Source organism: Amycolatopsis rubida, from assembly GCF_900115345.1.
GTDB classification, from domain to species: Bacteria; Actinomycetota; Actinomycetes; order Mycobacteriales; family Pseudonocardiaceae; genus Amycolatopsis; species Amycolatopsis rubida.
Genome location: NZ_FOWC01000001.1, coordinates 938,983 through 961,143 on the forward strand (window position 1 = coordinate 938,983; position 22,161 = coordinate 961,143).

Here is a 22,161-nt window from a genome sequence, read left to right on the forward strand (position 1 = left end):
CAGGGAGGTTTCAGGTGTCACGTCGCGTGGTGGGCGTCACCCTGGACAATCTTGAGCACCTGCCGAAGAGCTGCCGGCAGTGCGTGTACTGGGAGCTCGCGCCGCATCTGAAGGCCCAGGCCGAGGAGTACGGCTCCACCGAGGTCGAGAAGGAAGCCTGGGTCTCCAGCGTGCTGCTGGAATGGGGTTCCTGCGGCCGCATCGTCTACAGCGACACACTGCCGGTCGGGTTCGTGCTCTACGCCCCGCCGAACGCGGTGCCCCGCTCGCTCGCCTTCCCGACGTCGCCGCCGAGCGCCGACGCCGTCCTGCTCACCGCCTCCCAGGTCCTGCCGGAATTCCGCGGCGGCGGCCTCGGCCGGATGCTGGTGCAGGCCGTGGCGAAGGACCTGACCAAACGTGGCGTCCGCGCGATCGAATCCTTCGGCGACGCCACCCCTGACGACGAGGATCCGCTGGGCCAGCACTCGTGCGTGCTGCCCGCGGCTTTCCTGCAAAGCGTGGGCTTCAAAACGGTGCGTCCGCACCCCAAGTACCCGCGACTGCGCCTGGAACTGCGCTCGGCGATCAGCTGGAAGGAAGACGTCGAAGCCGCGCTGGAACGTCTGCTGGGCCAAGTGACGATCACGACCGCGGAACCGAGCCTCGGCCGCGCCTGACCGGAGCTTCGCACCTGACCGGAGCTTCGCACCTGACCGGAGCTTCGCACCTGGGCCGGGCAGATCAGCCAGAATGACCTCGCTGACACCCACCATGAACGACCCGCCTGGCTAGCCCGCAGTGCCCCGCCACTCCCCGGCCGGCCGGTCACTCTCCGTGCCGACCGCCGCGCCAGCTACCGGGTCTCGTCCGCTTCGTGCGCTCCGCAATCCACCCATTCCCGACCCGGTACGCAGCCGCTCGAACCGCATCGTCCGAGGTCAGCCCCAGCCTCTCCGCCGCCGACTCGGGTGGAGTTCCGCTGCCGCCAGACCGCGCCCGACAAGTTCCATACCACTTCCGATTCGCTCGGAAAACACCCACTCCCGGTACCTGTGCACAACTGTGGAAGAGTCCCCGAGTTATCCACAGATTGCAGATAGAGGCGGTGGAAAAGCTGTGGATGGATAGAATGGATCTGGGGACGCCCCCCGGGAAGGGTGGGGGCTGCCCCCAGGTGTGGTGGGTGTTGTGGCGGTGGGGCGCAAGTTCTTGTGGCGCCGGTTAAGCGGTGTGGTGGCTCCGGTTGTTTGGTGTTCTGGGCGCGGATGGCGGGGTGTGGGGGTGGGGCTGGAGTCGTGGGGAGACTCGGCCGAGGGGGAGGCGGCTGGCGGTGACTGTGGGTAGTGGTTGGTAGAGGTGAGTGCGGGTCAGCACGGGTAAACGGGAGCAGGCGGGGGCTGAGCGGGCGGTGGGGCGTCGGGGCGCGCTGAGCGGGGCCCTGGCGGTATTCGCGGGCAAGGGCCGGGGCAGGGCGAATCAGGGCGTAGCTAGGGGCAGGGACGAACCGCGAGGGTGAATAGCGAGAGCTATTCGGCCTTGGCCAGTTCGTGGGCCAGGACGTCGGCGAAGGTGAAGGTGCCGGTCGGCTGGTCGCCTTCGCCGAGGAGGTAGAGGCGCTTGACCGCGATGAGGATGCCCTCGGCCACGACGTCGCGGAAGGCGGGGTCGCCGAGGCGGGCGGCGTCGTCCGGGTTCGTCAGGTAGCCGATTTCCACGCGGACCGCCGGGCAGCGCGTGCGGGTGAAGATCTCCCACGTCTTGTAGTGCGTGCGGCAGTCCAGCAGGCCGGTACGGGCCGCGACCTCGCGCTGGATGAAGCCGGCCAGCAGTTCGCCGACGGTGGACGTCGTGCCGTTGCCGGTGCCGAAGTGGAAGCTCGCCACGCCCTGCGCGCGCGGCGACGGGTTGCTGTCGTTGTGCAGCGACAGGAACAGATCCGCGCCGGCGTCATTGGCGAAACGGGCGCGTTCGAAATCCGTCGGGCTGTGGTTCGGGCCCCGGCTGATCAGGGCCTCCATGCCGGTGGCCTGCATCCGGCCTTCAAGCCGGCGCGCCAGGTCCCAGGCGATGTCCGCTTCGCGCAGGCCGCCGGCGACCACGCCGAGGTCTTCGCCGCCGTGGCCCGGGTCGATCACGATGCGCTTGCCGCGCAGGCGCGGGCCCGCCTGGCGCACCTGCTCCTGCTCGCGCAGGAAAACCGGGCGGCCGCCGCGGGCGCGCGGCGACGACAGGCGGTGCAGTTCGCGGATGGTGGCCGGGCCGCAGATGCCGTCCGACGTCAGCCGCATGTCGCGCTGGAAGGTGCGCAGGGCGCGCTCGGTCTGGGGACCGAAGTAGCCGTCCGGGCGGCCCGCGTCAAAGCCCAGCTCGGTGAGCCGCTCCTGAAGAGTGAAAACGTCGTCGCCCTGCACCGGCGACGACAAAAGGTACTGGAGCGGGCGGCTCCCGAGGTGATAGCTGGCACCCTTGAGCGCCTGGTACGTCGCCGGGCCCACCACCCCGTCGGTGATGAGCCCGCGGCGCTGCTGGAACGCGCGCACGGCCTGCTCCACCGCGACGTCGAACGTGTTGTACCGCTCGGTCCCCGCCACCGGCGGGAGCAGATCCATCCCGGCAAGGATCGACCTGATCTCGGCGACGTCGGGACCGGCGTCACCGCGGCGGAGTACCCGCATGCACTCCTCGCTCTTCCTCAGGCACCGAAACCGGCTCGATGCGAAACAGAAACCCGGGTAGGGGTGTACCCAGGCACCCATTGTGCCCTGTGAACTCTCGGTAAGGACGCAGGCCCGGTCGGTGCGCCATCGGAGGGGTGCGCGCCGGTTGCCGGGACACGCCGGGCGCACCTGCGCGCACACCCCCGCGCGGGTGGTTCCCGAACGAGCGAGAACCCGGACCGGCGAGTCGATCGCCGCTGGCCCGGGTTCTCAGCAGGTGGACCGCTCAGAGCACGTCGGCGAGATCGGACAGCAGCGCGGCCTTCGGCTTCGCGCCCACGATCTGCTTCACCGGCTTACCGCCCTGGAACAGGATCAGCGTCGGAATCGACATCACCTGGTAGTCACGCGCCGTGTTCGGGTTCTCGTCGATGTCGAGCTTCGCGACCTTGATCTTGTCGCCGTTTTCCTTCGCGATCTCCTCGAGTACCGGGGCGACCATCTTGCACGGCCCGCACCAGGTCGCCCAGAAATCGACGAGAACGGGCTTCTCGCTGGTCAGGACGTCGTCCACGAACGACTTGTCGGTCACCTTCACGGGTTCGGACATCGCTTGCTCCTTCAACTCGGTGGAAAAGTCAGTGCTCGCCGACGCCGTAGCCGCCGCCGACCAGCTCCGGTGCTTCGTTCGCCTCGGTCTCGCCGTGCTCCGCGAGCCATCGTTCCGCGTCGATCGCCGCGCTGCAGCCGGAACCGGCCGCGGTGATCGCCTGCCGGTAAGTGCGGTCCACCAGGTCGCCCGCGGCGAACACCCCGGGCAGGTTCGTGTACGACGTGCGGCCCTGGGTGAGCACGTAGCCGTCCTCGTCCACGTCCACCTGACCGCGCACCAGTTCGCTGCGCGGATCGTGGCCGATCGCGACGAAGAACCCGCTCACGTCGAGCGTCTTCTCCTCGCCGGACTTCGTGTCGCGCACCTTCAGGCCGGACACCGTCCCGTCGCCCTCGACCCCGGTGATCTGCGAGTTCAGCTGCCACTTGATCTTCTCGTTCGCGCGAGCGCGCTCAAGCATGATCTTCGAGGCCCGGAACTCGTCGCGGCGGTGCACGATCGTCACGGACTTGGCGAACTTCGTGAGGAAGGTCGCCTCCTCCATCGCCGAGTCGCCTCCACCGGCCACCGCGATGTCGTGGTCGCGGAAGAAGAAACCGTCACAGGTCGCACAGGCGGACACTCCGTGGCCGAGCAGCTCCTGCTCGCCCGGCACCTTCAGGTACCGCGCGGCGGCGCCCATCGCCAGCACGACGGCGCGCGCGGCGTAGCGCTGGCCGTTCGCGACGACGTACTTCACCTCGCCGGTCAGCTCAAGCGACTCGACGTCTTCCGCGCGCAGCTCGGCTCCGAACCGTTCGGCCTGCTTGCGCATCTCCTCCATCAGGTCCGGGCCCTGGATCCCGTCGCGGAAGCCTGGGAAGTTCTCGACCTCGGTGGTCGTCATCAGCGCACCGCCGAACTGCGTGCCCTCGAACACCAGAGGTTCGAGCTGTGCGCGCGCCGCGTAGACCGCTGCGGTGTAACCGGCAGGACCCGACCCGACGACGATCAGGTTCCTGATTTCCTCGGCAGCCACCCGTCAACCCTCCGCTCGTCATGACCTGTGCTCCAGGCTCAACACGATCGTAGGTGGAGGTGTTCCCGGCGGTGACGCCCGCTACGTCCGGGCGCTACTTCTTGCCGACCACCTTGTCGAACAGCTTGTCCGGGTTCCCCGGCCCGCAGTCCGCGCCGAAGGCGACCAGCCGGAACTGCGCGAGCTTGCCGGTGGTGTAAATCGCCACCACGCCCGGCTTGCCCTCGACGGTCACCGGTCGCACGCCTTCCGGCCGCACCGCCGGATCCATGCCTGCCGCGGCGACGCACGCGTCGAAGCGTTTCGAGTCCTGCAACGGGCCGTAGTTCCGCACGCCGAGACCGCCGCCCAGCAGCGCTTCCGCACCGCTGCCGTCGCTTCCGACGGACGGGCCGCCGACCGCGGACGGTGCGGGCGCGGCGACGCCGGACGTGTCCGTCTTCGTCGCACCGGGAACTGTCAGGGTGATCGCTACCGCCGCGGCCGCGGCGGCGGTCAGGATCCCGGCACCCCAGCCGAGCTGCCGGTTCCGCCGTTTCCGCGCCGCCGACAGGTCCACCACCGGCGCGACCGGCGGCGCAGCGGACTCCGGTGCGGCCGCCGGAAACGTCGCCTCCTGCCGGGCCGCCGACTCCGCGGCGAGCGCGGCGTCGAGCCTGGCCGCGAACTCGGCGGGCATCGGCGGGGCCGGTGCCGCGGCGAGCGCGGACAGATCGGCGGTGGTCGCCTCAAGCGCCTCGATGATCGCGCGCGCCTCCGGATCCGCGTTCACCCGCGGCCACAGCTGCGCTGCCTCCTGGTCGTCGAGGACCCCGGCGTGGAGGTCGGCGAGCAGGTCGACAGACCAGGGCGGTCCGATGGTTCCGCCTGCCCCCCGGCTCTCGTCCGTCATCGTCCCTCCCCGTTCCCCGGCGAGCGCTGGGCTCGCCCGGCACTCCGGGACTCCTCCGAAGTGGCGTGCTTGCGTTTGCTTTCGTTAGTTGGGACGTCGCCACCCCCGTCCGGGTTCCGCAGATGCCCGAGAACCTTCGCGAGTTTCCCCCGCCCGCGCGCGCACCGGCTCTTGACCGTGCCCTCGGCGATGCCGAGCATTTTCGCGGTCTCGGCCACCGAATAGCCCTCGACGTCGACGAGCAGGATCGGCGCGCGCTGGTCTTCGGGCAGCTCGTCGAGCGCCTTGCGGACCAGCAGGCTGGTTTCCTTCTCGGCCATCGAATCGCCGGGCGCGGCCGGTTCGTTGTACTCGCCGGTCTCGGGCAGCGGCACCGTCGGCCGGGCCTGCTTCCGCCGGATCCGGTCGAGGCACGCGTTCACCACGATCCGGTGCAGCCACGTCGTGACCTGCGACTCCGCGCGGAACTTGCCCGCCGCGCGGAAGGCCGAGATGAACGCCTCCTGCAGCGCGTCCGCCGCCTCTTCCGGATCGCGCAGCGTGCGCAGCGCTACCGCCCACATGCGGTCTCGATGCCGCCGGACCAGTTCACTGAACGCATGCGGATCGCCCGCGGCGTGTGCCGCGATCAGATCCGCATCCGTGGGAGCTGCAGCCGTCACCCGGCAGAGCCTACTGAGTCGTGCTCGCAGCTCACGCCGCAGGCAGGAAGCTCAGCTCTCCGATCTGGGTCAGGAAGCCGTCGCCGCCGTTGTCGCCCAGCTGGGTGATCCAGACGATGAAGTACTGGCTTTGCGTCGGCTGCTGCAGGGTGATCGTGGTGTCCGGCCCGTTCAGGTCGCCGCTCCCGACCACCTTGGTGTCGTCGAGCTGTGGATTCTTGCTGTCCGCCGACCGGATCTCGACCTTCGTGCCCGGGCTGTTCGCGCTGATTTTCACCTGCGCGAGGTTCACCGGGTTGTCGAACGAGACCGCGATGCCGACGCCGGGCTTCAGCGCGGGCAGCTGCTGCTGGTACTGGTCGGTCTTCCAGACCGTTCCCGGATCTCCGTCGATCGTGTTCTTCGCCCGGCCCGGGTTGTCGCCGGAGCCCTGCGGGTTGTAGACCGACGCCGACTTCGGGGCCACCGGGTCGCCGATCTTCGGGCCGGCCGGCGGCTGGTTCGACGGCGGTGGGGCCTGGTTGCCCGGGTTGGCCGGGGCCGAGCTGGGCGGTGCCGCGACGTTGATCGCGGGACCGGTCGGCTTGCCGTCGCCCTGGAACAGGTTGATCAGCATCAGCCCGCCCCACGCGAGGATCACCACGGTGGCGACCACCAGCACGGTGACGCCGAAGGCCAGCTTCCGCCGCCGCGCGACGTCCTTCACCGGCTTCTTCGTGGTCCAGATCGTGCCGTCGGTCTCCGCCGCTGCCTCGTCCTTGCCGACCGCGTTGATCAGCTGGGTGCGTTCCTCCTGCTCGGCGACCTGGCCGAGCACGCGAAGAATGGCCGAGCTGGTGCGGATCCCGCCGCTGCCGCCGTCCTCGATCGTGCGCACGGCCAGCGAGGACAGCTCCGGTGGCACCGCGGGCACCAGCGACCGCGGTGGCACCACGTGCCCCTGCGGCGTGAGCGGGGCCGCGGCAATCGCGGGCGGTCCGCCCGGCAGCGCCCAGCGTCCGGTGAGCAGCAGATACAGCACCGCGCCGAGCGCCTTGACGTCGTCGCGGAGAGTGGCTTCCGGCAGCGGGCCGGGGAAGGCGAGTTTGAGCGCGCCGCCCGGCGTGAGCCGCAGCCGCTGCGGGTGGTCGAGGCCGAGGACGAGACCGTTCTGGTGGGCATGGTCGACCGCTTCGGCGAGCGCCTGCACCATCCGCGCGGCCGCGGCCGGGGCCACCGGGCGCTGCGCGACCAGGTCCACCAGGTCGCTGCCCTTGGTCCACTCCGCCACCACGACGCCGAGCAGCCCCTCGCTGGAGGTGACCCCGCTGCCGAGGCTGAGCACGTCCAGCACCCTGGCGACGCCGCCGTGCCCGAACTTCGACGCGTGCGCGGCCCGTTCCAGGGTGCGCCTCGCCTGCCGCGCCGCCTCCGGATCGGCCGGATCGCCGACCAGCAGCGTCAGTGCGACGTCCCGTTTGAGCTGCCCGTCCCGCGCGCGCCACAGGTGCGCGGCGGCCCGCTCGTCTACCCCGAACTGGGCAAGCAGGCGGTACCGGCCGTCCCCTACGACGCGTCCGGGCGCGAGCGATCCGCCCCGGGCGCGAATGCCCGCGGCGTCCCCCGCCTGCTCGCTTCGTCTCGTGTCCACGCTCTCTCCCGCTTCGCTCCCGGCACCGAGGGTACCCGGATCATCAGCCGTAGAAGCGTCGTGAGTCGTGAATCAATCGTTACCCGCGCTTGATCAATCGGGTGAACCTCGATGTTACGGGCTTCAGCTCCTCGACCTTCAGCGCCATGAGCACCCCGAACGAGACCACGATCCCGACGACTCCTTGCAGGACGAGCTTGATCCAGGCGTGCGGAACCGGGCTGAGGGACGAGGGCACGATCAGCCCGACGACCCACGCGGCGCCGACCCCGAGGACACTCGCCACGACCGTGAACAGGATCACCCCGATCACCCGCTTGCTGCGCAGGTTGCCGAGCGTCACCCACAGCCACACCTGGCCGAGCATCGCGCCGATCACGTAGGTCAGCGCGTTCACCATCATGACGCCGAGCACGACGTTCTCCGGGTTCAGCAGCACCGGGCACAGGAACAGCAGCGGCACCTTGACCGCGGTCATCACGATCATGATCAATGTCGGCGTGCGGGCGTCCTTCATCGCGTAGAACACCCGCATCTGGAGCATCACCAGCGCGTACGGCAGCAGCGCGAACGCCGTGATCGCCAGCGCCTGGCCCATCCGCTGGGCGTCTTCCAGCGTGCCCTTGCCCATCGCGAACAGTGCGACGCCCATCGAGGTGCCGACGATCGTCATCACCGCGGAGATCGGCACGAGGGTCACCGTCGAGATCCGCGAGGCATACGACAGGTCGCTGACCAGCTTCTTCGTGTCGCCGTCGGCGGCAGCGCGGCTCAGCCGCGGCATGATCGCGGTCAGCAGCGAGACCCCGAGCACGCCGTAGGGCAGCTGGAACAGCAGCCACGCGTAGTTGTAGGCGGTGACCCCGCCCGAGGTGCCCTTGGTGAGCACGCGGGTGGTGATCGTGAGGCCGACCTGGCTGACCGCGACATAGCCGACGACCCACAGGGCCAGCCCGCCGAACTCCTTCATCCGGCTGTCCAGGCCCCAGCGCCAGCGCGGGCGGAAGCCCGAGCGCAGCAACGGCGGGATCAGCATGAGCGCCTGCGCGGCGATGCCGCCGGTGACGCCGAGGCCGAGGGTGAGCACCTTCGGATCGGTGATCGACGGATTGCCGGTGTCGATCGAACCGGGCATCAGCCACACCACGAGGATGGTGAAGATGACCACCAGGTTGTTGATCACCGGGGCCCACGCGGTCGGCCCGAACACGTGCTTGGCGTTCAGCATCGCCGAGACCAGCGCGAACACGCCGTAGAAGAAGATCTCCGGCAGCAGCAGGTAGGCGAACGCCGTGGTCAGGCCCGCGCTCGCCTGCCCGGACGAGTCGATGTAGAGCGAGGTGAACGCCGGTGCCGCGAGCACCGCGATCACGGTGCCGATGAACAGCACGGTGACGCCGGTGGTCAGCAGCCGTTGCGCGTAGGCCTGGCCGTGGTCCGGATCGTCTTGCGAACGCACCAGCAGCGGCACCACCACACTGGTGAGCACGCCGCCGAGCAGCAGTTCGAAGATGATGTTCGGCATCGTGTTCGCGACGTTGAACGAGTCGGTCGCGACCCCGGAACCGATCGCCGCGACCAGCAGCACCTTCCACAGGAAGCCGGTGATCCGGCTGATCAGCGACGCGATCGCCATCCGGCCGGATGCCTTGGCGACCGACGGACCCTCGTCCTTCGGCTGTTCGGGAGCCTCGGCCGGACGCGCGAGCGGCGCGTCCTTGATCCGCGGCATGACCTGGGTGGCCAGCGCGTCGTACGGGCGCAGCACGTCCGGGTCGGCGGTCGGCCAGCGCGAGGGGGCCGCCAGCGGGACGCCCGCGGTGCGCGGGATGAACCGGGTGGCGTCCGGGTCCCGCATCGCTTCTTCCTGCCACGGCCGGATCGGCGCGCCGGGACGCGGGCCGCGGCCGCGATGCACCGGCGGCTGCGGGCCCGGCACGTTCGCGGGCGGCGGGGTCGGTTGCGGAAGCTGGCCGCGGTTCGGCGGCTGGTTCGGCGGAATCGGCTGCGGGCCGGAGGGCGGGAGTTGCTGCGGACCGGAAGGCGGCCCGGACTGCCTCGGCGGGGGCGGCCTGCGCACTGGCGGCATGGCGGCCCTGGTCGGGGCCGGACGCTGGCCGTTCGGCGGCGGTGGCGGCGGGACCCGGCGCGGCGCGCGGTCCCGAGGTTCGCGAGGATCCCGGTGATCACCGCCGCGCGGGTCGATCCGGCGCGGCTGGGCTCGGTCGGAAGGCGCCCGGTCGGCGGGCGCCCGGTCGGCGGGCGGACGTTCGGCGGGCGGACGTTCGGCGGGCAACGGCATCCGGCGGGTGCCGCCCGGCGGCGGCTGCCTGCGGTCGGCGGCCGGCGGCGGCGGAGGCTGGCGACGGGCGTCCCGCACCGCGCGGCGAGGCTGGTCGCTCCGCCTCGGCGTCGCGCCGTCCCGCCGAGGACGACCCGCACGCTCGGGTGGTTGACCCGGCTCTTTGTCCAACGCGTGCCCAATCCTCGGCGGTCCCCTTGCCCCTGCCATTGTGGCAGCGCCGACCCAGGGTAATCGGGAACGGGCGCGAGCACCCGGCCCCTTCGGATGTCAGGGCGTGCCGCCGCGGCTTTCCTTGATCCGCCGGTAGATCCGCCGGGACGCCAGCAGCAGCAGCGCGCAACCAGCGACGACGGTGACGATGATGGTGATCGGGCCGTATTCGGTCGAGGTCAGCTCGAACCGCGCGGTCGCGCCGAGATCCGTGCCCGATGGGGTGGTCAAGGACACATCGACCGACAGGCGCCCGGCCCGCAGCGCCTCGATCTGCACGTACTTGGTCTGCCCGCCCTTCGCCGGGAAGAGCAGGTTCTTGTCCGCTTGTTCCGGCCGGACGCCCATGTTGTTCCTGAGCGCGATCTGCGCGGTGACGCCGACCGGCAGGTCGTTGTGCACGTACACCGGCAGCGGCGAGGATCCGGACGCGAGCGCAATCGTTTGCTTCGGCTGTTCGACGGTCACCTGGTCGCGGATCGCGGCGAGCTCCGCGGTGGCGTTCGCCGAGGCGGACGCCACCGCCGGCGGGCCGAACGCGGTCGAGCTTCCGCGGACCAGCGCGTCGCGCACCGGCCCGACGATGGCCTTCGGTTCGACCTGGTTGCGCGGGTCGATCTGCATCGCCGACACCAGGCCGGTGGCGTCCTGGTCGAGGCCGGACAGCTGGCTGGCGACCGCCGCGCCGCCGTCCGAGCGGGTGTCCGCGGCCAGCGAAGCGCTGCCTTCGGGGGTGCTCCCCAGCAGGTCGTCGAGCGTCGAACCGGCCGTCACCCCCGCGTTGGTGAGCTTGCCGAGCCCGGACAGGAAGGCGTTCAGCTCGTCGGTGGTGGCGTCCCAGCGCCGCGGCGGAGCGACGAGAAGCGGCCCGCCGGTAGCTCCTTCGGTACGGCCGAGCCCGGCTTCGAAGGCGACTGCGGCGAGACCGTTCTGCGTCGAGACCGCGCGCTGCGACGCTCCGCTGTAGGTGGTCGGCGTTTGCGGGCTCGGGGTGAATCCGGTGAGACCGGCGGTGGCCATCGAGTTGGTCGGCTGCGCGCGCAGGCCGTCGGACAGGGTCGCCGCGCCGGTGACGGTTTCGTCGTCACCGCCCGCCCGCAGCTTGCCGCTGTCGGTGAGCACGGTCTGGAAGCCGCCCGACGAAATCGCCGACAATGCCTTCTCGTCCGGCGTCCCGCCCGGCCACAGCACCCCGCTCTTCGACTCGACGCCGAGCACCTGACGGATCGTCGCGGTGCCGTTCAACGCCGTGGTCATGAGGCTGGCATCAGGGTTGCCCTCGGCGCCGCGGATCTTGCCCAGCGTCGTGAGGTCGGCGTCGGCGAACGGCAGCGGGATCACGCATCGGCCGGTGACCAGCGCACGCAGCGCCGCCAGCCAGTTCGTCGCGGCGTCCGCGCCCTTGCCCGCCGCCCCGCCGCTGACCCGGTAGCCGTTTCGCATCGCGTCCACGGTGCGCAGCAGGTCCGGATCGAGGGCGAAACACAGCGAGCCGCCGACCTTCGGATTGGTCTCCTGCGCCGCTCGCGCCGCCGAGACCAGCGAATACAGCCGTCCGCCCGGGCTCAGCTCGTCGGCGAGCGAATCATCGGTGAGCGTCATCGGCACGCCGAACGGGGCGGACTGGATGTGCGGGGTGCTGTCGGTGACCGGCCACAGCACGGCCAGTTTCGCATGCCGCTGCGTCGCCTGGTTGCTCGTGTGCCCCGGCGTCGACAGCACCGGCATGAGCAAGCTCACCGCGGCGAGCCGGGCCGGACCGCCGTACTCCGGGGTGCCGTTCACGTTCACCAGCAGCGGGTACACACCCGGCCGGAGCGCCGCGCCGCGTGCTCCGGCGAGCGGCACGGTGATGGCCAGCCGGGCGCTCTGGCCCGGCTCCAGTTCCTCGGCGAGCGAGGTGAACTCGGTGAGCGGGCTGTCCTGCACCGGGTTCCCGGCCAGCACCGAATCCATCGCGCGCGGGCTGGCGAGGCGTTCGCCGATCTGCAGCCGGGCCATCGGCTTGACGATCCGCCGGGATCCGGTGTTGGTCACCGTCCCGGTCACCGTGAGCGCCTGGTCCGAGCTGGTGATCACGCGCGGGTTCAGCTGGCCGAGGTCAAGCCGCAGCCGGGCCGGTTCCGGGGACGGATTCTCCTGCGCGCCCGCCGGCGCACCGAACAGCGCGGTGGCGGCGGCGATCAGCAAAGACAGCAAGAAGGCGGCGGGCCGCTTCACTCGGGTGCTCCCTCTCAGCCGCGCTCGTCGGGCGCGAAAAGTTCTGCTGCCCCGCGAACCAGCTTGCGCTCGTCCGCGTAGGCGAGGGTGGTCTCCAGCTCGGCCAGCGGGACCCAGGCGACCTCGGTCACCTCGACGTCCTCGTCCGACAGCTCGCCGCCGGTGGCTTCGAGCAGGAAATGGTGCACGGTCTTGTGCACCCGGCGCTGCTGCGCGACGAACCAGTAGTCGATGGTGCCCAGCGGGTGCAGCACGCGCGCGGAGATGCCGGTTTCCTCCTTCACCTCGCGCACCGCGGTCTGCTCCACCGTCTCCCCGTCCTCGATGTGGCCCTTCGGCAACGACCACAGCAGTCTGCCGTGTCGGTCGAGCCGCCCGATCAGCACCGCGCGTTCCCGCTCCGGATCGACGACCAGTCCGCCCGCCGAGGTCTCGTCGACCGTGGTCAGCCGCCTGCCGCGGTGGCGCCGTCGCCGCCGGCGCGGCGTCGGCGGCCCGGCGCGACCGGCGGATCCAGACATGCTGCGATGCTAGAGCAAACGGTCGCCCGGGTACTCTGGCTCTCCGTGTCCGTGTCCGGCGGCGTCCGCGGTGGTGGCGCCATTTTCGTGGTGGGATTCGAGTGAACAACCTGGTCGCCCAGCAGAACGCGGTGACGGAACTGATGCGAGTGTCCCCGTTGGCCGATGAGCTGGCCGAGCGCTTCGCTCGCGCCGGCCACAGCTTGTACCTGGTCGGCGGCAGCGTGCGCGACGCGCTGCTCGGCAGGACGACGAACGACCTCGACTTCACCACCGACGCGCGCCCGGACCGGGTGCTGCAGATCGTGAGCGAGTGGGGCGACGCGGTCTGGGACGTCGGCATCGCGTTCGGCACCGTCGGCGTCACCAAGAACGGGACGACGCTGGAGATCACCACGTTCCGCGCGGACAGCTACGACCGCGTCGGCCGCAACCCCGAGGTCACCTTCGGCGACACCATCGAGGGCGACCTGCTGCGCCGTGACTTCACCGTCAACGCGATGGCGATCGACCTGGTCGGGAAGACGTTCATCGACCCGCACGACGGCATGGACGCGCTCCGGCTGAAGGTGCTCGACACCCCGGCGCTGCCGCAGGAGTCGTTCGCCGACGACCCGCTGCGGATGATGCGCGCCGCCCGGTTCTCCGCGCAGCTCGGTTTCACCGCCGCGCCGCGCGTGGTCGAGGCGATGACGTCGATGTCCGAGGAGATCGACCGGATCACCGCCGAGCGGGTCCAGACCGAGCTGTCGAAGCTGATGCTGGCCCCGGACCCGCAACCGGGCCTTGAGCTGCTGGTCGACACCGGGCTGGCCGACCGGGTGCTGCCCGAATTGCCCGGTATGCGGCTGGCGATCGACGAGCACCATCAGCACAAGGACGTCTACCAGCATTCGCTGACCGTGCTCGCGCAGGCGATCGCGCTGGAGAAATCGCACGAACCGGCCAGCGGGCCGGACCTCGTGCTGCGGCTGGCCGCGCTGCTGCACGACATCGGCAAGCCGGCCACTCGCGAGTTCACCCCCGGCGGCGGCGTGAGCTTCCACCACCACGAGGTGGTCGGCGCGCGAATGACCCGCAAACGTTTGCGGGCACTGAAGTACTCGAAGGAGATCGTCGAGCAGGTCTCCCAGCTCGTGTTCCTCCACCTGCGGTTTCACGGGTACGGCGGCGGCGAGTGGACCGATTCGGCGGTCCGCCGCTACGTCACCGACGCCGGCGACCTGCTGACCCGGCTGCACAAGCTCGTCCGCGCCGATTCGACCACGCGCAACAAGCGCAAGGCGGCCGCGCTGCAGGCGACCTACGACGATCTTGAGGCCCGGATCGCGCGGATCAAGGAACAGGAGGACCTCGACCGGGTCCGGCCGGATCTCGACGGCAACGAGATCATGCGGCTGCTCGGCCTCCCGCCGGGCCCGCAGGTCGGGCAGGCCTGGAAGTTCCTCAAGGAGCTGCGCCTCGACCGCGGTCCGCTGGAGCACGACGAGGCGGTCGCCGAGCTGAAGAAGTGGGCGGCGGCGGAGGGCCTCGGTTCGGGCCAGCCGCCGCAGAACTGAACCGCGGGATCGCGGACTTAACGGCGATCCCGCCGCGGCGGCGAAGCCGACGCCACATTAGAGCCACGATCCCCCTTTGGGCCCTGGATCATCGCCCGGGCAGCCGAGATACTCCCTGTCTCGAACCGAACAGGGGGATCGATGACGCGGCAGCAGGACGGGGACCGGCGCGGAGCCAGCTTTCTCGTCATGCTGCTGCGGCGCGGCACGCCCGCGCTGGCCACGGCGACGACCGGGCTGACCGACGAGATCGGCGATCCGACCCCGGTGCGCGCCTTGCAGCGGATCTCGCGGATGGCCGGTCCGGTCGACGAGCGGCAGCGCGACGGGCTGCTGCTGCGTGCGGCCCGGTATGTGGTGCTGGTTCCGCTTGTCTACCGGCTGCTGGTGGTGCCCGCGACGTTCGCGTCGTACGCGGTCAAGCACGGGTCGGCCGGGCTGGCGTCGGTCGCGGTCGTCACGGTGTGCTCGGTGGCGCTGAGCGCGTTCGGCCTGTTCTGGATGATGCGCCGGGCCCCGTTCCGCAGCGATCTCGCGGGCCGGCTGCTGGTGGCCGACCTCGTGGCGACGCTCGCGTTCGAGCTGTTCATGGGCGCGACGGTGTCGCCCGCGGTGTTCCACGACGCGGTCGGCGTCGCGGACAAACACCTGCTCGGCAGCGTTGCCCTGGTCACCCTCGCCGTCGGCATCCCGTCCGGGATCGGACTGGCGGCGCTCAGCCTGCCGGTGCGGTTGCTGTCGGACCTGCTCAACCACGGCACCTTCGATTTCGCGCAGGCCGCGTCGCTGTACCCGACGATGTTCGGCGTCCTGTTCACCGCGGTCGGCGCGCTGATCCTGCTCGGGCTCGGGATCCGGCTGGCGCTGGCGTACGGGATTCGCAACGGGCGGCTCGCCGAACGCGCACGGCAGCACCGGATGCTGCACGACACGGTGCTGCAGACGCTGGAAGCGATCGCCCTCGGCGGTCCAGGGGATTCGGATCAGCGGCTGGTCGAGGTGCAGCGGCTGGCTCGCGCGCAGGCGATCGAACTGCGGCAGACGATCGAGACCGCCGCCGCGCAGCGAGCCGAGGAGGGCGCGCGGCCGCTCGGCGAGAAGCTCGCGGCGCTGGCCGCGGAGATGGCGCGGGACGGGCTGCGCGCGCAGCTGGTGATCGCCGAGCTGGACAACGACACGCTGTCCGAGGTCCGGCAGATCGCGATCCGCGACGCGGTGCGGGAAGCCATGCGCAACACGATGAAGCACGCGGAGACGGACAAGGTCGTGGTACGCGTGGAGGAACGCAACGGCGGGATCGCGGTGATCACGCGGGATCACGGCACCGGCTTCAGTCCGCAGGACCGGCCGGCCGGATTCGGCATCAGCGAGTCGATCACCGCGCGGTTGTCCGAGGTCGGCGGGACGTCGTTGGTCGAATCGAGTCCGGGGAGCGGAACGCGGGTGACGTTGTGGGTGCCGCTGTGAGCGGGGTGGCCGGAGCGCTGGCGGCGTACCGGGACGGCGATGTCGAGCGGGCAGGTGCGCTTGCCGCCGCGGCGGCAACGCCGTTGGGTGCTGAGCTGGCGACGTATCTCGCGGCGGGTCCGAGCGCTCCGGTGTACGACCAGCCGGCCGCGTTCACGGCGTTCATCCGCGGTGGCGGGAACGTCGAGTTGTACCGGCGGTTGAGCGAAGAACTGGCCGCGCGGTACGACTCCTGGCGTCCGGCCGCGTTGCTGGATCTCGGGTGCGGCGACGGGTCGGCGATCGAACCGGCGTTGGCGCGGGCCTCGTTCCGGCCGGAGCGGATCGACCTGGTGGAGCCGTCGGAGGCGCTGCTCGCGGACGTCGAAGTTCCTGGTGCGCGCCGGTTTTCGTTGACCGCGCAGGACTTTCTCGCCGCGGACGGTTCCACGTGGAACCTCACGCAGTCGACCTTCGCGCTGCAGTCGATCGAGCCTTCCGTCCGTGCCGCGGTACTGAGTGCGTTGCGGGGGCGGACGGAACGGTTGGTGCTGGCCGAATTCGACGTGCCGGACACCGCCGATCTGGAATCGCTCGTGCGGCGGTACGAACGCGGCGTCGCCGAATACGGCGAGCAGGCTTCCCTGGTGGCGCAAGGATTTCTGCTGCCGGTGCTGCTCGGCGTCGCTGCCGGGACGGCGCGGACGAACTGGGAGCATCCGGCCGCGCAGTGGACCCGGCAGCTCGCGGCCGCCGGGTTCGCCGACGTGACCGTGGAACCGCTGGCGGACTACTGGTGGGCGCCCGCCGTGCTGATCACGGCTTCACAGCCGGGATAGCGCTCCCTGTTCGAGGTGCTGCGCGATCGGCCGCGGCAGCAGGTACGCGGTGGCCCCGCCGGGCTGCTGGCCCCACGGCGTGGTGACGCCGGTCAGCACCCGGATCGTCCGCTGCACGCGGTACTCGTGCCGGTCGCGTTCGCGGTCCGGCGTCAGCGAGGTTTCGAGGAACCGCACCGCATTCGGGTGCACCAGGTTCCCGGCCTCGGGGCCGAACCGGACCACCGTCGTGCCGGCGGGCAGCGCGACGACCCGCTTGCCGCGGAAGAACGACAACGGCGGCTCGCCGCGCATCGGCAGGATCGGCCAGTCCGCGGGCTGATCGGATTCGTCCGGGGCCTGCGGCGGCAGCATCAGCAGCGTGCCGAGGAGGAACCGGGCCGCGTCGGCGAGATTGGCGAACGCCACCGGTTCCACCGCGGGCGGACGCGACACCTCCCAGCCGTTTTCCGCGCGGCGCAACGTCCACACGCCTTCGGCGGGCACCTCGTTCGCGCCGATCCGGTACGCCGACGACGGCACGCCGTGTTCGACGAGCCGCTGCTGCAACAGCGCCAACGTCTCGGCCCCGCGCAGCCCAAGGGTCGGCTCGCCGCGGACCGCGCGGGCGAGCGAACTGTCGTCCGGGATGTCGGCCTCGGTACGGCCCGGACGCGGTTTGCCGAGCACGTCCGCCTCGGCGGTCGCGCGCACCAGATCGCGCACGATCGGCGGCCGGAACCCGGCGGCGCGGATGTGCTCGACCAGCTCCGGCTCCGGCGGGACCCCGTATTTGCGCAGGTAGTGTGGTACGGCGGCGGGCCAGATCCAGGTGCCGTCGGTGTGGAAGGCCTGCGGCACGTCCGGCGGCGCGCCGGGCGCGAAGATGTCCGGCTGCGGTACGGGCCGGTGCAGCACGACGGGCGAGCGGAACAGGTAGTCGAGCACGCCGCGGACCTGGTCCGGCGGCACCGGCGGGCGGTTCACCACGGGTCGCTCGCCCTCGTTGTACGCGTCGACCGGATGCGCCTGGCGGAACCCGACGGTCAGCGGCAGCCCGGCCTTCGCGCCGAGCCAGTCCGGCAGGTGCTTGTCCGGGCGCGGGAACCGGGTCAGCTCCACGAGGTAGGACTCGCGGGCGGGCTCGCCGCCGGCGTTGGGCGGCAGCCGCCAGTCCGGCTCCTGGTCGGCGTCGAAGTCGAAATCGAACTGCGAGTCGGCGTCGAGGGTGAAGGTGCCCTGGAACCAGGTGCCGGTCTCCGGCTGGTACATCGCGGCGCGCAACTGAGAGAACAGCGTGGTCAGCTGCGGCGTGCCGGGCAGCGCCACCGAAACCGGGCCGTTCTCGTCGCCGACCGCGCGGACCTCCAGCTCGGAGTAGTCGCCGACCTGCCGGAACTGCGCCGCCACCCGCGACCATCCGCCGGGCACCTGGCGCAGCGTGCGGCCGATCCCCCGCAGGATCCGGGTCTGGTCGCCGCCCTCGGTCTCGGCCTTCGGCTCGCCGTAGTCGTGCCGGGTCAGCCACAGCCCGGTGAGCTGCTTGCCCGGGACGCTCACCGAGAAATCGGTGAGCCCGAGCTGCGCCGCGCGCACCGGATCGTGCCGCGCCCAGCGCAGGGTCAGATTCGCCTGGTCGCCCGGCGCGACCTCGAACAGCTCGTCGTCGTACTCGACGTAGGTGCGCAGGTCGAACGTCGCGGGCACCTCGTTCGCGAGCACGACCCGCGCCGGCTTGCCCTCGTGCTCGCGGTCGAACCCCTCGGGCGCTTCCTCGTCGCCGACGACGGTCAGCAGCAGCGTGCCGTCGGTGGTGGAGCGTTGTGCCGCGAAAGTGCGATCGTCGAGCGTCGCGTACAGGCCGTCTGGGCGTTCTCCCGATTCCACCCGGTACCGCACGTCTGGTTCCTCCCCGAAGTCCCCCGTGTAGCCGCAACGAACTTATCTGACCGTGTCACGACCCGACCATCGGTCACCGGAGACGGGAGAATATGCGCCCACAAATACCTGCTCGGGTGACCGATCAGTGCCGTGGGTAGCGCTGGACCCAGGCGTCGCCGAGGGCGTTCCGCGCCGAATGGCGGTCGAAATGCCACAGCGCGTCGGTCGCCACCTGTTCGATCAGGTGATGCAACTCAAGCTGTTCGACCCACTTCCGGGGCAGCCCGGGAACGCCCACCCGCGCGCCGAGCAGCGCACCGGTCAACGCGCCGGTGAGCGCGCTGCGGCCGGAGTGGTTCACCGCGCGCAGCATGGCCTGCTCCGGGTAGTTCTCGAAACCGGACAGTGCGGCGAACGCGCGGCCGAGGACGGACAGTGTGCTGTGTCCGTCGCCGATCAGCTCCGGCATCCGCAGGTCCGGCAGGCCGTGCTCGCCGAAGAACGGCACCGCTTCGGCCACCAGATCGCGCACCGGTCCCCACTCCGGGCCGTCGTGCTCGTCGAGGACCTCGCGGGACAGGTTCCAGACCGGGTAGCTGAACGAATCCTTCGTGAGCGCCTTCTCGAACACCCACGCCAGATAGGTCGCGGCGGCCACGTCGTCCGGCTGATGCGTCACGCCGGCCAGATCGCGCACGACCTGTCCGATGCCGCCGCTGAACCCGGTGCCCGGACCCGCCGCGGTCAGCACCGCGGGCAGCGCGCCGAGCAGCGCGGCCGGACCCGACAGCGGCGCGGCCTGCGGATCGCCGGTGACCAGCGCGTGGTACGCGTTGAGCTCGGCGTCGTCGATCGCGCGGCGGGCGTGCAGTTCGGGCACCTTGACCAGGAAACCGTCGGCGTTCTGGATCGCCGCGCCCTGGGTGTGCAGCCAGCGGCCCAGCGCGCCGCGGACCACGCCGGGGAACAGTTTTTCGACGTCGCGCGACTCCGGCTGTTCGCGGTGCGGGCTGCGGATCACCGCCTCGGTCAGGAAAAGCAGCCGCTGCGTCATCGAACCGATCCGGCCCGGCTGGTCGAACGCGAGCGGCAGGTCGCGGACGCCGTCTGGACCGTAGGTCGAGACGATCTCGTCCAGCCGCATCCGGTCGACGGCCGATCCGAGCGCCTCGCCGAGCGCGAAGCCGACCCACGCGCCGGTGACCCGCTGCCAGCCGTAACGGAAGTTCTCCAGGCTGATCTCGGGATACTTGCCGAACGTGTCGAGCTTCGGGACGATCCGGCCGCCGTTGTCCCAGGACGGCACGAGACCGTTGGCGCGCAGGTCGTTCGGTCGCGAGCGGCTCGGCTCGGGCTGGTCGAACCGGCGCAGCCACGACCGGCCGAGGACGGTCTTGCGGCATTCGTCCGCGGTCAGCTCGAACCCGTGCCGCCGCGCGCGTTCCGCGGCCGCCTTCGGCACGTCGACCGGCTTGTCCAGCCCGATCCGGGCGGCGGTTTCGACGGCGAACTTCTCCAGGTCTTCTTCGATTTCCGGGCAGCGGCCGTTCTCGTCGACCCGCGGTTCTTGCCGGGGGAACCGCTTCGCGATCGTGGTCAGCTCGGCGCCGGCGACGTCCTCGAAGGTCGCCGGACCGCCGTTGATCACCAGGTTCGGCGGGTGCTCGAACTCGGCGAGTGTCGCCAAGTCGACCCGCCACCAGGCGTGCTCGCGGGCGGGCAGATGCCGGGTCGCGCTGAAGACGCGCAGCTCGTTGCGTTCCTCGGAGAAGTAGAACCGGTCGGTCGCGCCGGTTTTGAGGTCGAACGGCACGAAGACTTCGCAGCGCAGCAGGCCGATCAGCAGCTGTTCGCGCGAGAGCCAGCCGACGCTCGCGAACGCGAGGAGGGTTTCCAGCGGGTTTTCCGGCTTCGGGTAGCCGCGGCGGATCGGACCGGCCTTGTACTCGGGGTTCTCGCGTTCGTCACCGGTCTGGTGGCCGTCGTTGTCGACCTTCACCCAGCCCGCGACCGCGGGCAGCGGCACGCCGAGTTCGCCCAGCCCGGCCTTCGCGTACTCCGGGTCGACGACCTCGCGCCAGCTCTCCTGGCCCGGGTACGCGACCGGGGTGCTGAGCCCGCCCGGATGCGGGTGCGCCTGGCGCAGCTCCCCGTCCGGCTCGCGCACGAGCACCGACGGGGCGGGGAACAGCTCCTTGTCCGGACGGCCGTCGTCGAGGAACGCGACGGTGTTGTAGGGGATCGACCAGCCCTCGGGGACCCGCAGCACGCGGTCGCGGTCGACCCGGAGGCCGCCCGGCCCGGAGACCTCGGGGCCGTGCACGGCGCGCAACCACTTCCCGACCTTCTCCACCGCTTCCGCCGCTTCCACCTACTCGATCCTCTCCAGGCTTCCGTCGGACTCGTGTTCCGCGATCGGCTTGGGCAAGACGTACGCCACCGCGCCCCCGGGAAGGTTCGCCCAGGGCACCGTCACCCCGGTGATCACCTGGAGTGATCTTCGGAGGCGAAAAGTGCTGGTCATGCGCTCCCGTTCGAGTGGCAGGGACGTCGTCGCGAACCGTACCGCCTGGTGGTGGACCAGGTTGCCGGGTTCTTCGCCGAATCGCAGAACGACGGTACCTTCCGCCAACCGAGTGAGTCTCTTGTTCCGCAGCAGCGTGAGGGGAGGGTCACCCGGCGCGGGCTGGACCGGCCAGTCGGCGACTTCCCGCGCCGTTTCCAGCGGAGTTTCGCGGCCGCCTGTCGCGCGGGCAGGATGCATCAGGAGTGCGCCGAGCAGCTGCTGAGCGGCGTCTTCGAGGCGGGCGAAGGTCTGCTCGCGACCGTCCGGTGCGACGACTGCCCAACCGGCTTTGACCTGGTAGAGGCTCCATTTCCCGGCTTCCCGGTCGCCGAGGCAGCGGACGTCGGGCCAGATGCCGAAGGAGTCGAGCCGGTGGCTGAGGTGGGTCAGGAGGTCGGTGTCGGACAGGACTGGGTCCGGGTTGGTCTCCCGCTCCGCGGCGACGTCGCCCGCAGTCCGCTGGAGGTCCTTCGAGGCCGGTCGCGGGCGGGGCTTCCCAGCGAGGTCGGCTTCCGCCGTGCGGCGCACCAGATGGTTGACGTACGGCGGGTGAAAGCCCAGGTCGCGAATGTGCTGGAGCAGTTCGGGCTCGGGCGCGGTCCCGTGTTCGCGCAGCTGCTCCGCCACCTCGACCGGCCAGATCCAGGTGCCGTCGGTGCGGTGTCGTTCGCCGACCTCAGCCTCGCGTTCGAGGTACCGCAACACGAGGGGCAGTTCTTCCTCCGGCAGCCGTTCTCCGGTTCCGGAGGTGGCGTGCCGGAATTCGACGCCGAGCGGGAGTCCGACGTGCAGCCGCCACCAGTCGGGAAGGTGCTCGTCGTCGCGGGGAAAGGTGGTGAGTTCGGCGAGGTAAGCGGACGAATCGGGCGGCGTCGTCCACGGGGGCTCATCGTCGGTGAAGTAGTCGAAGTCGAACGCGCCGTCCGGGGTGAGCACGTAGCGCGCCTGAACCCAGGTGCCCCGGCCCGCTTGATACATCTCGGCGCGCAACGCGGTGAGCCGCTGGACCACCTCGGTGCTGGCGACGGTATTGCGGGCCTGCACCTCGAAATGATCGCCGAGCTGGGCGAATCCGATCCCGGCCGGCGCGTCCGGATCGGCCCGGTGCGCCTTGATCAGCCGACCGATCTCGACGAGCACCCGCTGACCGGTACCCGTTGGTTCCACGTGAATCATTTCGT

Annotated in this window: 16 protein-coding genes; 4 read left to right on the forward strand and 12 right to left on the reverse strand. The window is 70.8% G+C overall.

The annotated features are described in order from the left end of the window. The first annotated feature begins 14 nt into the window (after positions 1–14). Positions 15–659 carry a GNAT family N-acetyltransferase gene (locus tag BM362_RS04665; RefSeq protein WP_093572290.1) on the forward strand — a complete coding sequence of 215 codons (645 nt, stop codon included), beginning with the start codon at positions 15–17 and terminating at the stop codon, positions 657–659. Between the two features lie 849 nt (positions 660–1,508). Here BM362_RS04665 and BM362_RS04670 read toward each other — a convergent pair. The 9 genes from BM362_RS04670 to BM362_RS04710 all read right to left on the reverse strand — a co-directional run bounded on the left by BM362_RS04670 (position 1,509) and on the right by BM362_RS04710 (position 12,710). Then, positions 1,509–2,657 carry an N-acetylmuramoyl-L-alanine amidase gene (locus BM362_RS04670; protein ID WP_067578297.1) on the reverse strand — a complete coding sequence of 383 codons (1,149 nt, stop codon included), beginning with the start codon at positions 2,655–2,657 and terminating at the stop codon, positions 1,509–1,511. 268 nt (positions 2,658–2,925) lie between these two features. Then, positions 2,926–3,249 (reverse strand): thioredoxin, encoded by a 324-nt coding sequence (trxA, locus tag BM362_RS04675; RefSeq protein WP_067578295.1) that lies wholly within the window; start codon positions 3,247–3,249, stop codon positions 2,926–2,928. A gap of 28 nt (positions 3,250–3,277) precedes the next feature. Continuing rightward, a complete protein-coding gene (trxB, locus tag BM362_RS04680) occupies positions 3,278–4,270 on the reverse strand; it encodes a thioredoxin-disulfide reductase (RefSeq protein ID WP_067578294.1) in 993 nt (330 codons plus the stop codon). Between the two features lie 94 nt (positions 4,271–4,364). Continuing rightward, the gene (locus BM362_RS04685; protein ID WP_093572291.1) at positions 4,365–5,162 is read right to left on the reverse strand and encodes a hypothetical protein; all 798 of its coding nucleotides are present in this window, start codon (positions 5,160–5,162) and stop codon (positions 4,365–4,367) included. Next, the gene (gene sigM, locus BM362_RS04690; protein WP_067578291.1) at positions 5,159–5,824 is read right to left on the reverse strand and encodes an RNA polymerase sigma factor SigM; all 666 of its coding nucleotides are present in this window, start codon (positions 5,822–5,824) and stop codon (positions 5,159–5,161) included. Before sigM ends, BM362_RS04685 begins: the two co-directional genes overlap by 4 nt. A gap of 31 nt (positions 5,825–5,855) precedes the next feature. Beyond that, a complete protein-coding gene (locus tag BM362_RS04695) occupies positions 5,856–7,454 on the reverse strand; it encodes a protein kinase family protein (RefSeq protein WP_093572292.1) in 1,599 nt (532 codons plus the stop codon). Between the two features lie 79 nt (positions 7,455–7,533). Next, on the reverse strand, positions 7,534–9,312 hold the full coding sequence (murJ, locus tag BM362_RS04700; protein ID WP_244287077.1) for a murein biosynthesis integral membrane protein MurJ: 1,779 nt from the start codon (positions 9,310–9,312) through the stop codon (positions 7,534–7,536). A 714-nt stretch (positions 9,313–10,026) separates the two neighbouring features. Further along, the gene (locus BM362_RS04705; RefSeq protein WP_067578289.1) at positions 10,027–12,189 is read right to left on the reverse strand and encodes a DUF6049 family protein; all 2,163 of its coding nucleotides are present in this window, start codon (positions 12,187–12,189) and stop codon (positions 10,027–10,029) included. 14 nt (positions 12,190–12,203) lie between these two features. Beyond that, positions 12,204–12,710: an NUDIX hydrolase gene (locus BM362_RS04710; RefSeq protein WP_009085315.1), complete on the reverse strand. Its 507-nt coding sequence runs from the start codon at positions 12,708–12,710 to the stop codon at positions 12,204–12,206. A gap of 101 nt (positions 12,711–12,811) precedes the next feature. On the opposite strand from BM362_RS04710, the gene BM362_RS04715 reads away from it, so the two are divergent. The 3 genes from BM362_RS04715 (at position 12,812) to BM362_RS04725 (ending at position 16,554) form a co-directional block, all read left to right on the forward strand. Further along, the gene (locus BM362_RS04715) at positions 12,812–14,269 is read left to right on the forward strand and encodes a CCA tRNA nucleotidyltransferase (RefSeq protein ID WP_067578287.1); all 1,458 of its coding nucleotides are present in this window, start codon (positions 12,812–12,814) and stop codon (positions 14,267–14,269) included. A gap of 141 nt (positions 14,270–14,410) precedes the next feature. Continuing rightward, positions 14,411–15,736 carry a sensor histidine kinase gene (locus tag BM362_RS04720; RefSeq protein WP_093572294.1) on the forward strand — a complete coding sequence of 442 codons (1,326 nt, stop codon included), beginning with the start codon at positions 14,411–14,413 and terminating at the stop codon, positions 15,734–15,736. Continuing rightward, positions 15,721–16,554, forward strand: a complete 834-nt coding sequence (locus BM362_RS04725; protein WP_093572295.1) for a small ribosomal subunit Rsm22 family protein — start codon at positions 15,721–15,723, stop codon at positions 16,552–16,554. The genes BM362_RS04720 and BM362_RS04725 overlap by 16 nt, the downstream gene beginning before the upstream one ends. Here the strand turns inward: BM362_RS04725 and BM362_RS04730 are convergent. The 3 genes from BM362_RS04730 to BM362_RS04740 all read right to left on the reverse strand — a co-directional run bounded on the left by BM362_RS04730 (position 16,540) and on the right by BM362_RS04740 (position 22,156). After that, entirely contained in the window at positions 16,540–18,432 is a 1,893-nt protein-coding gene (locus tag BM362_RS04730; RefSeq protein ID WP_093572296.1) for a TNT domain-containing protein, read from the reverse strand. The genes BM362_RS04725 and BM362_RS04730 overlap by 15 nt on opposite strands. A 124-nt stretch (positions 18,433–18,556) precedes the next feature. Then, the gene (locus BM362_RS04735; protein ID WP_067578279.1) at positions 18,557–20,785 is read right to left on the reverse strand and encodes an ADP-ribosylglycohydrolase family protein; all 2,229 of its coding nucleotides are present in this window, start codon (positions 20,783–20,785) and stop codon (positions 18,557–18,559) included. Further along, entirely contained in the window at positions 20,786–22,156 is a 1,371-nt protein-coding gene (locus BM362_RS04740) for a TNT domain-containing protein (protein WP_167545204.1), read from the reverse strand. Positions 22,157–22,161 lie beyond the last annotated feature (5 nt).

Coding starts and splice junctions, on each gene's coding strand:
- BM362_RS04670 (WP_067578297.1), bottom strand. CDS start 2,657: ATGCGGGTACTCCGCCGCGGTGACGCCGGTCCCGACGTCGCCGAGATC.
- trxA (WP_067578295.1), bottom strand. CDS start 3,249: ATGTCCGAACCCGTGAAGGTGACCGACAAGTCGTTCGTGGACGACGTC.
- BM362_RS04685 (WP_093572291.1), bottom strand. CDS start 5,162: ATGACGGACGAGAGCCGGGGGGCAGGCGGAACCATCGGACCGCCCTGG.
- murJ (WP_244287077.1), bottom strand. CDS start 9,312: ATGCGGGACCCGGACGCCACCCGGTTCATCCCGCGCACCGCGGGCGTC.
- BM362_RS04710 (WP_009085315.1), bottom strand. CDS start 12,710: ATGTCTGGATCCGCCGGTCGCGCCGGGCCGCCGACGCCGCGCCGGCGG.
- BM362_RS04720 (WP_093572294.1), top strand. CDS start 14,411: ATGACGCGGCAGCAGGACGGGGACCGGCGCGGAGCCAGCTTTCTCGTC.
- BM362_RS04740 (WP_167545204.1), bottom strand. CDS start 22,156: ATGATTCACGTGGAACCAACGGGTACCGGTCAGCGGGTGCTCGTCGAG.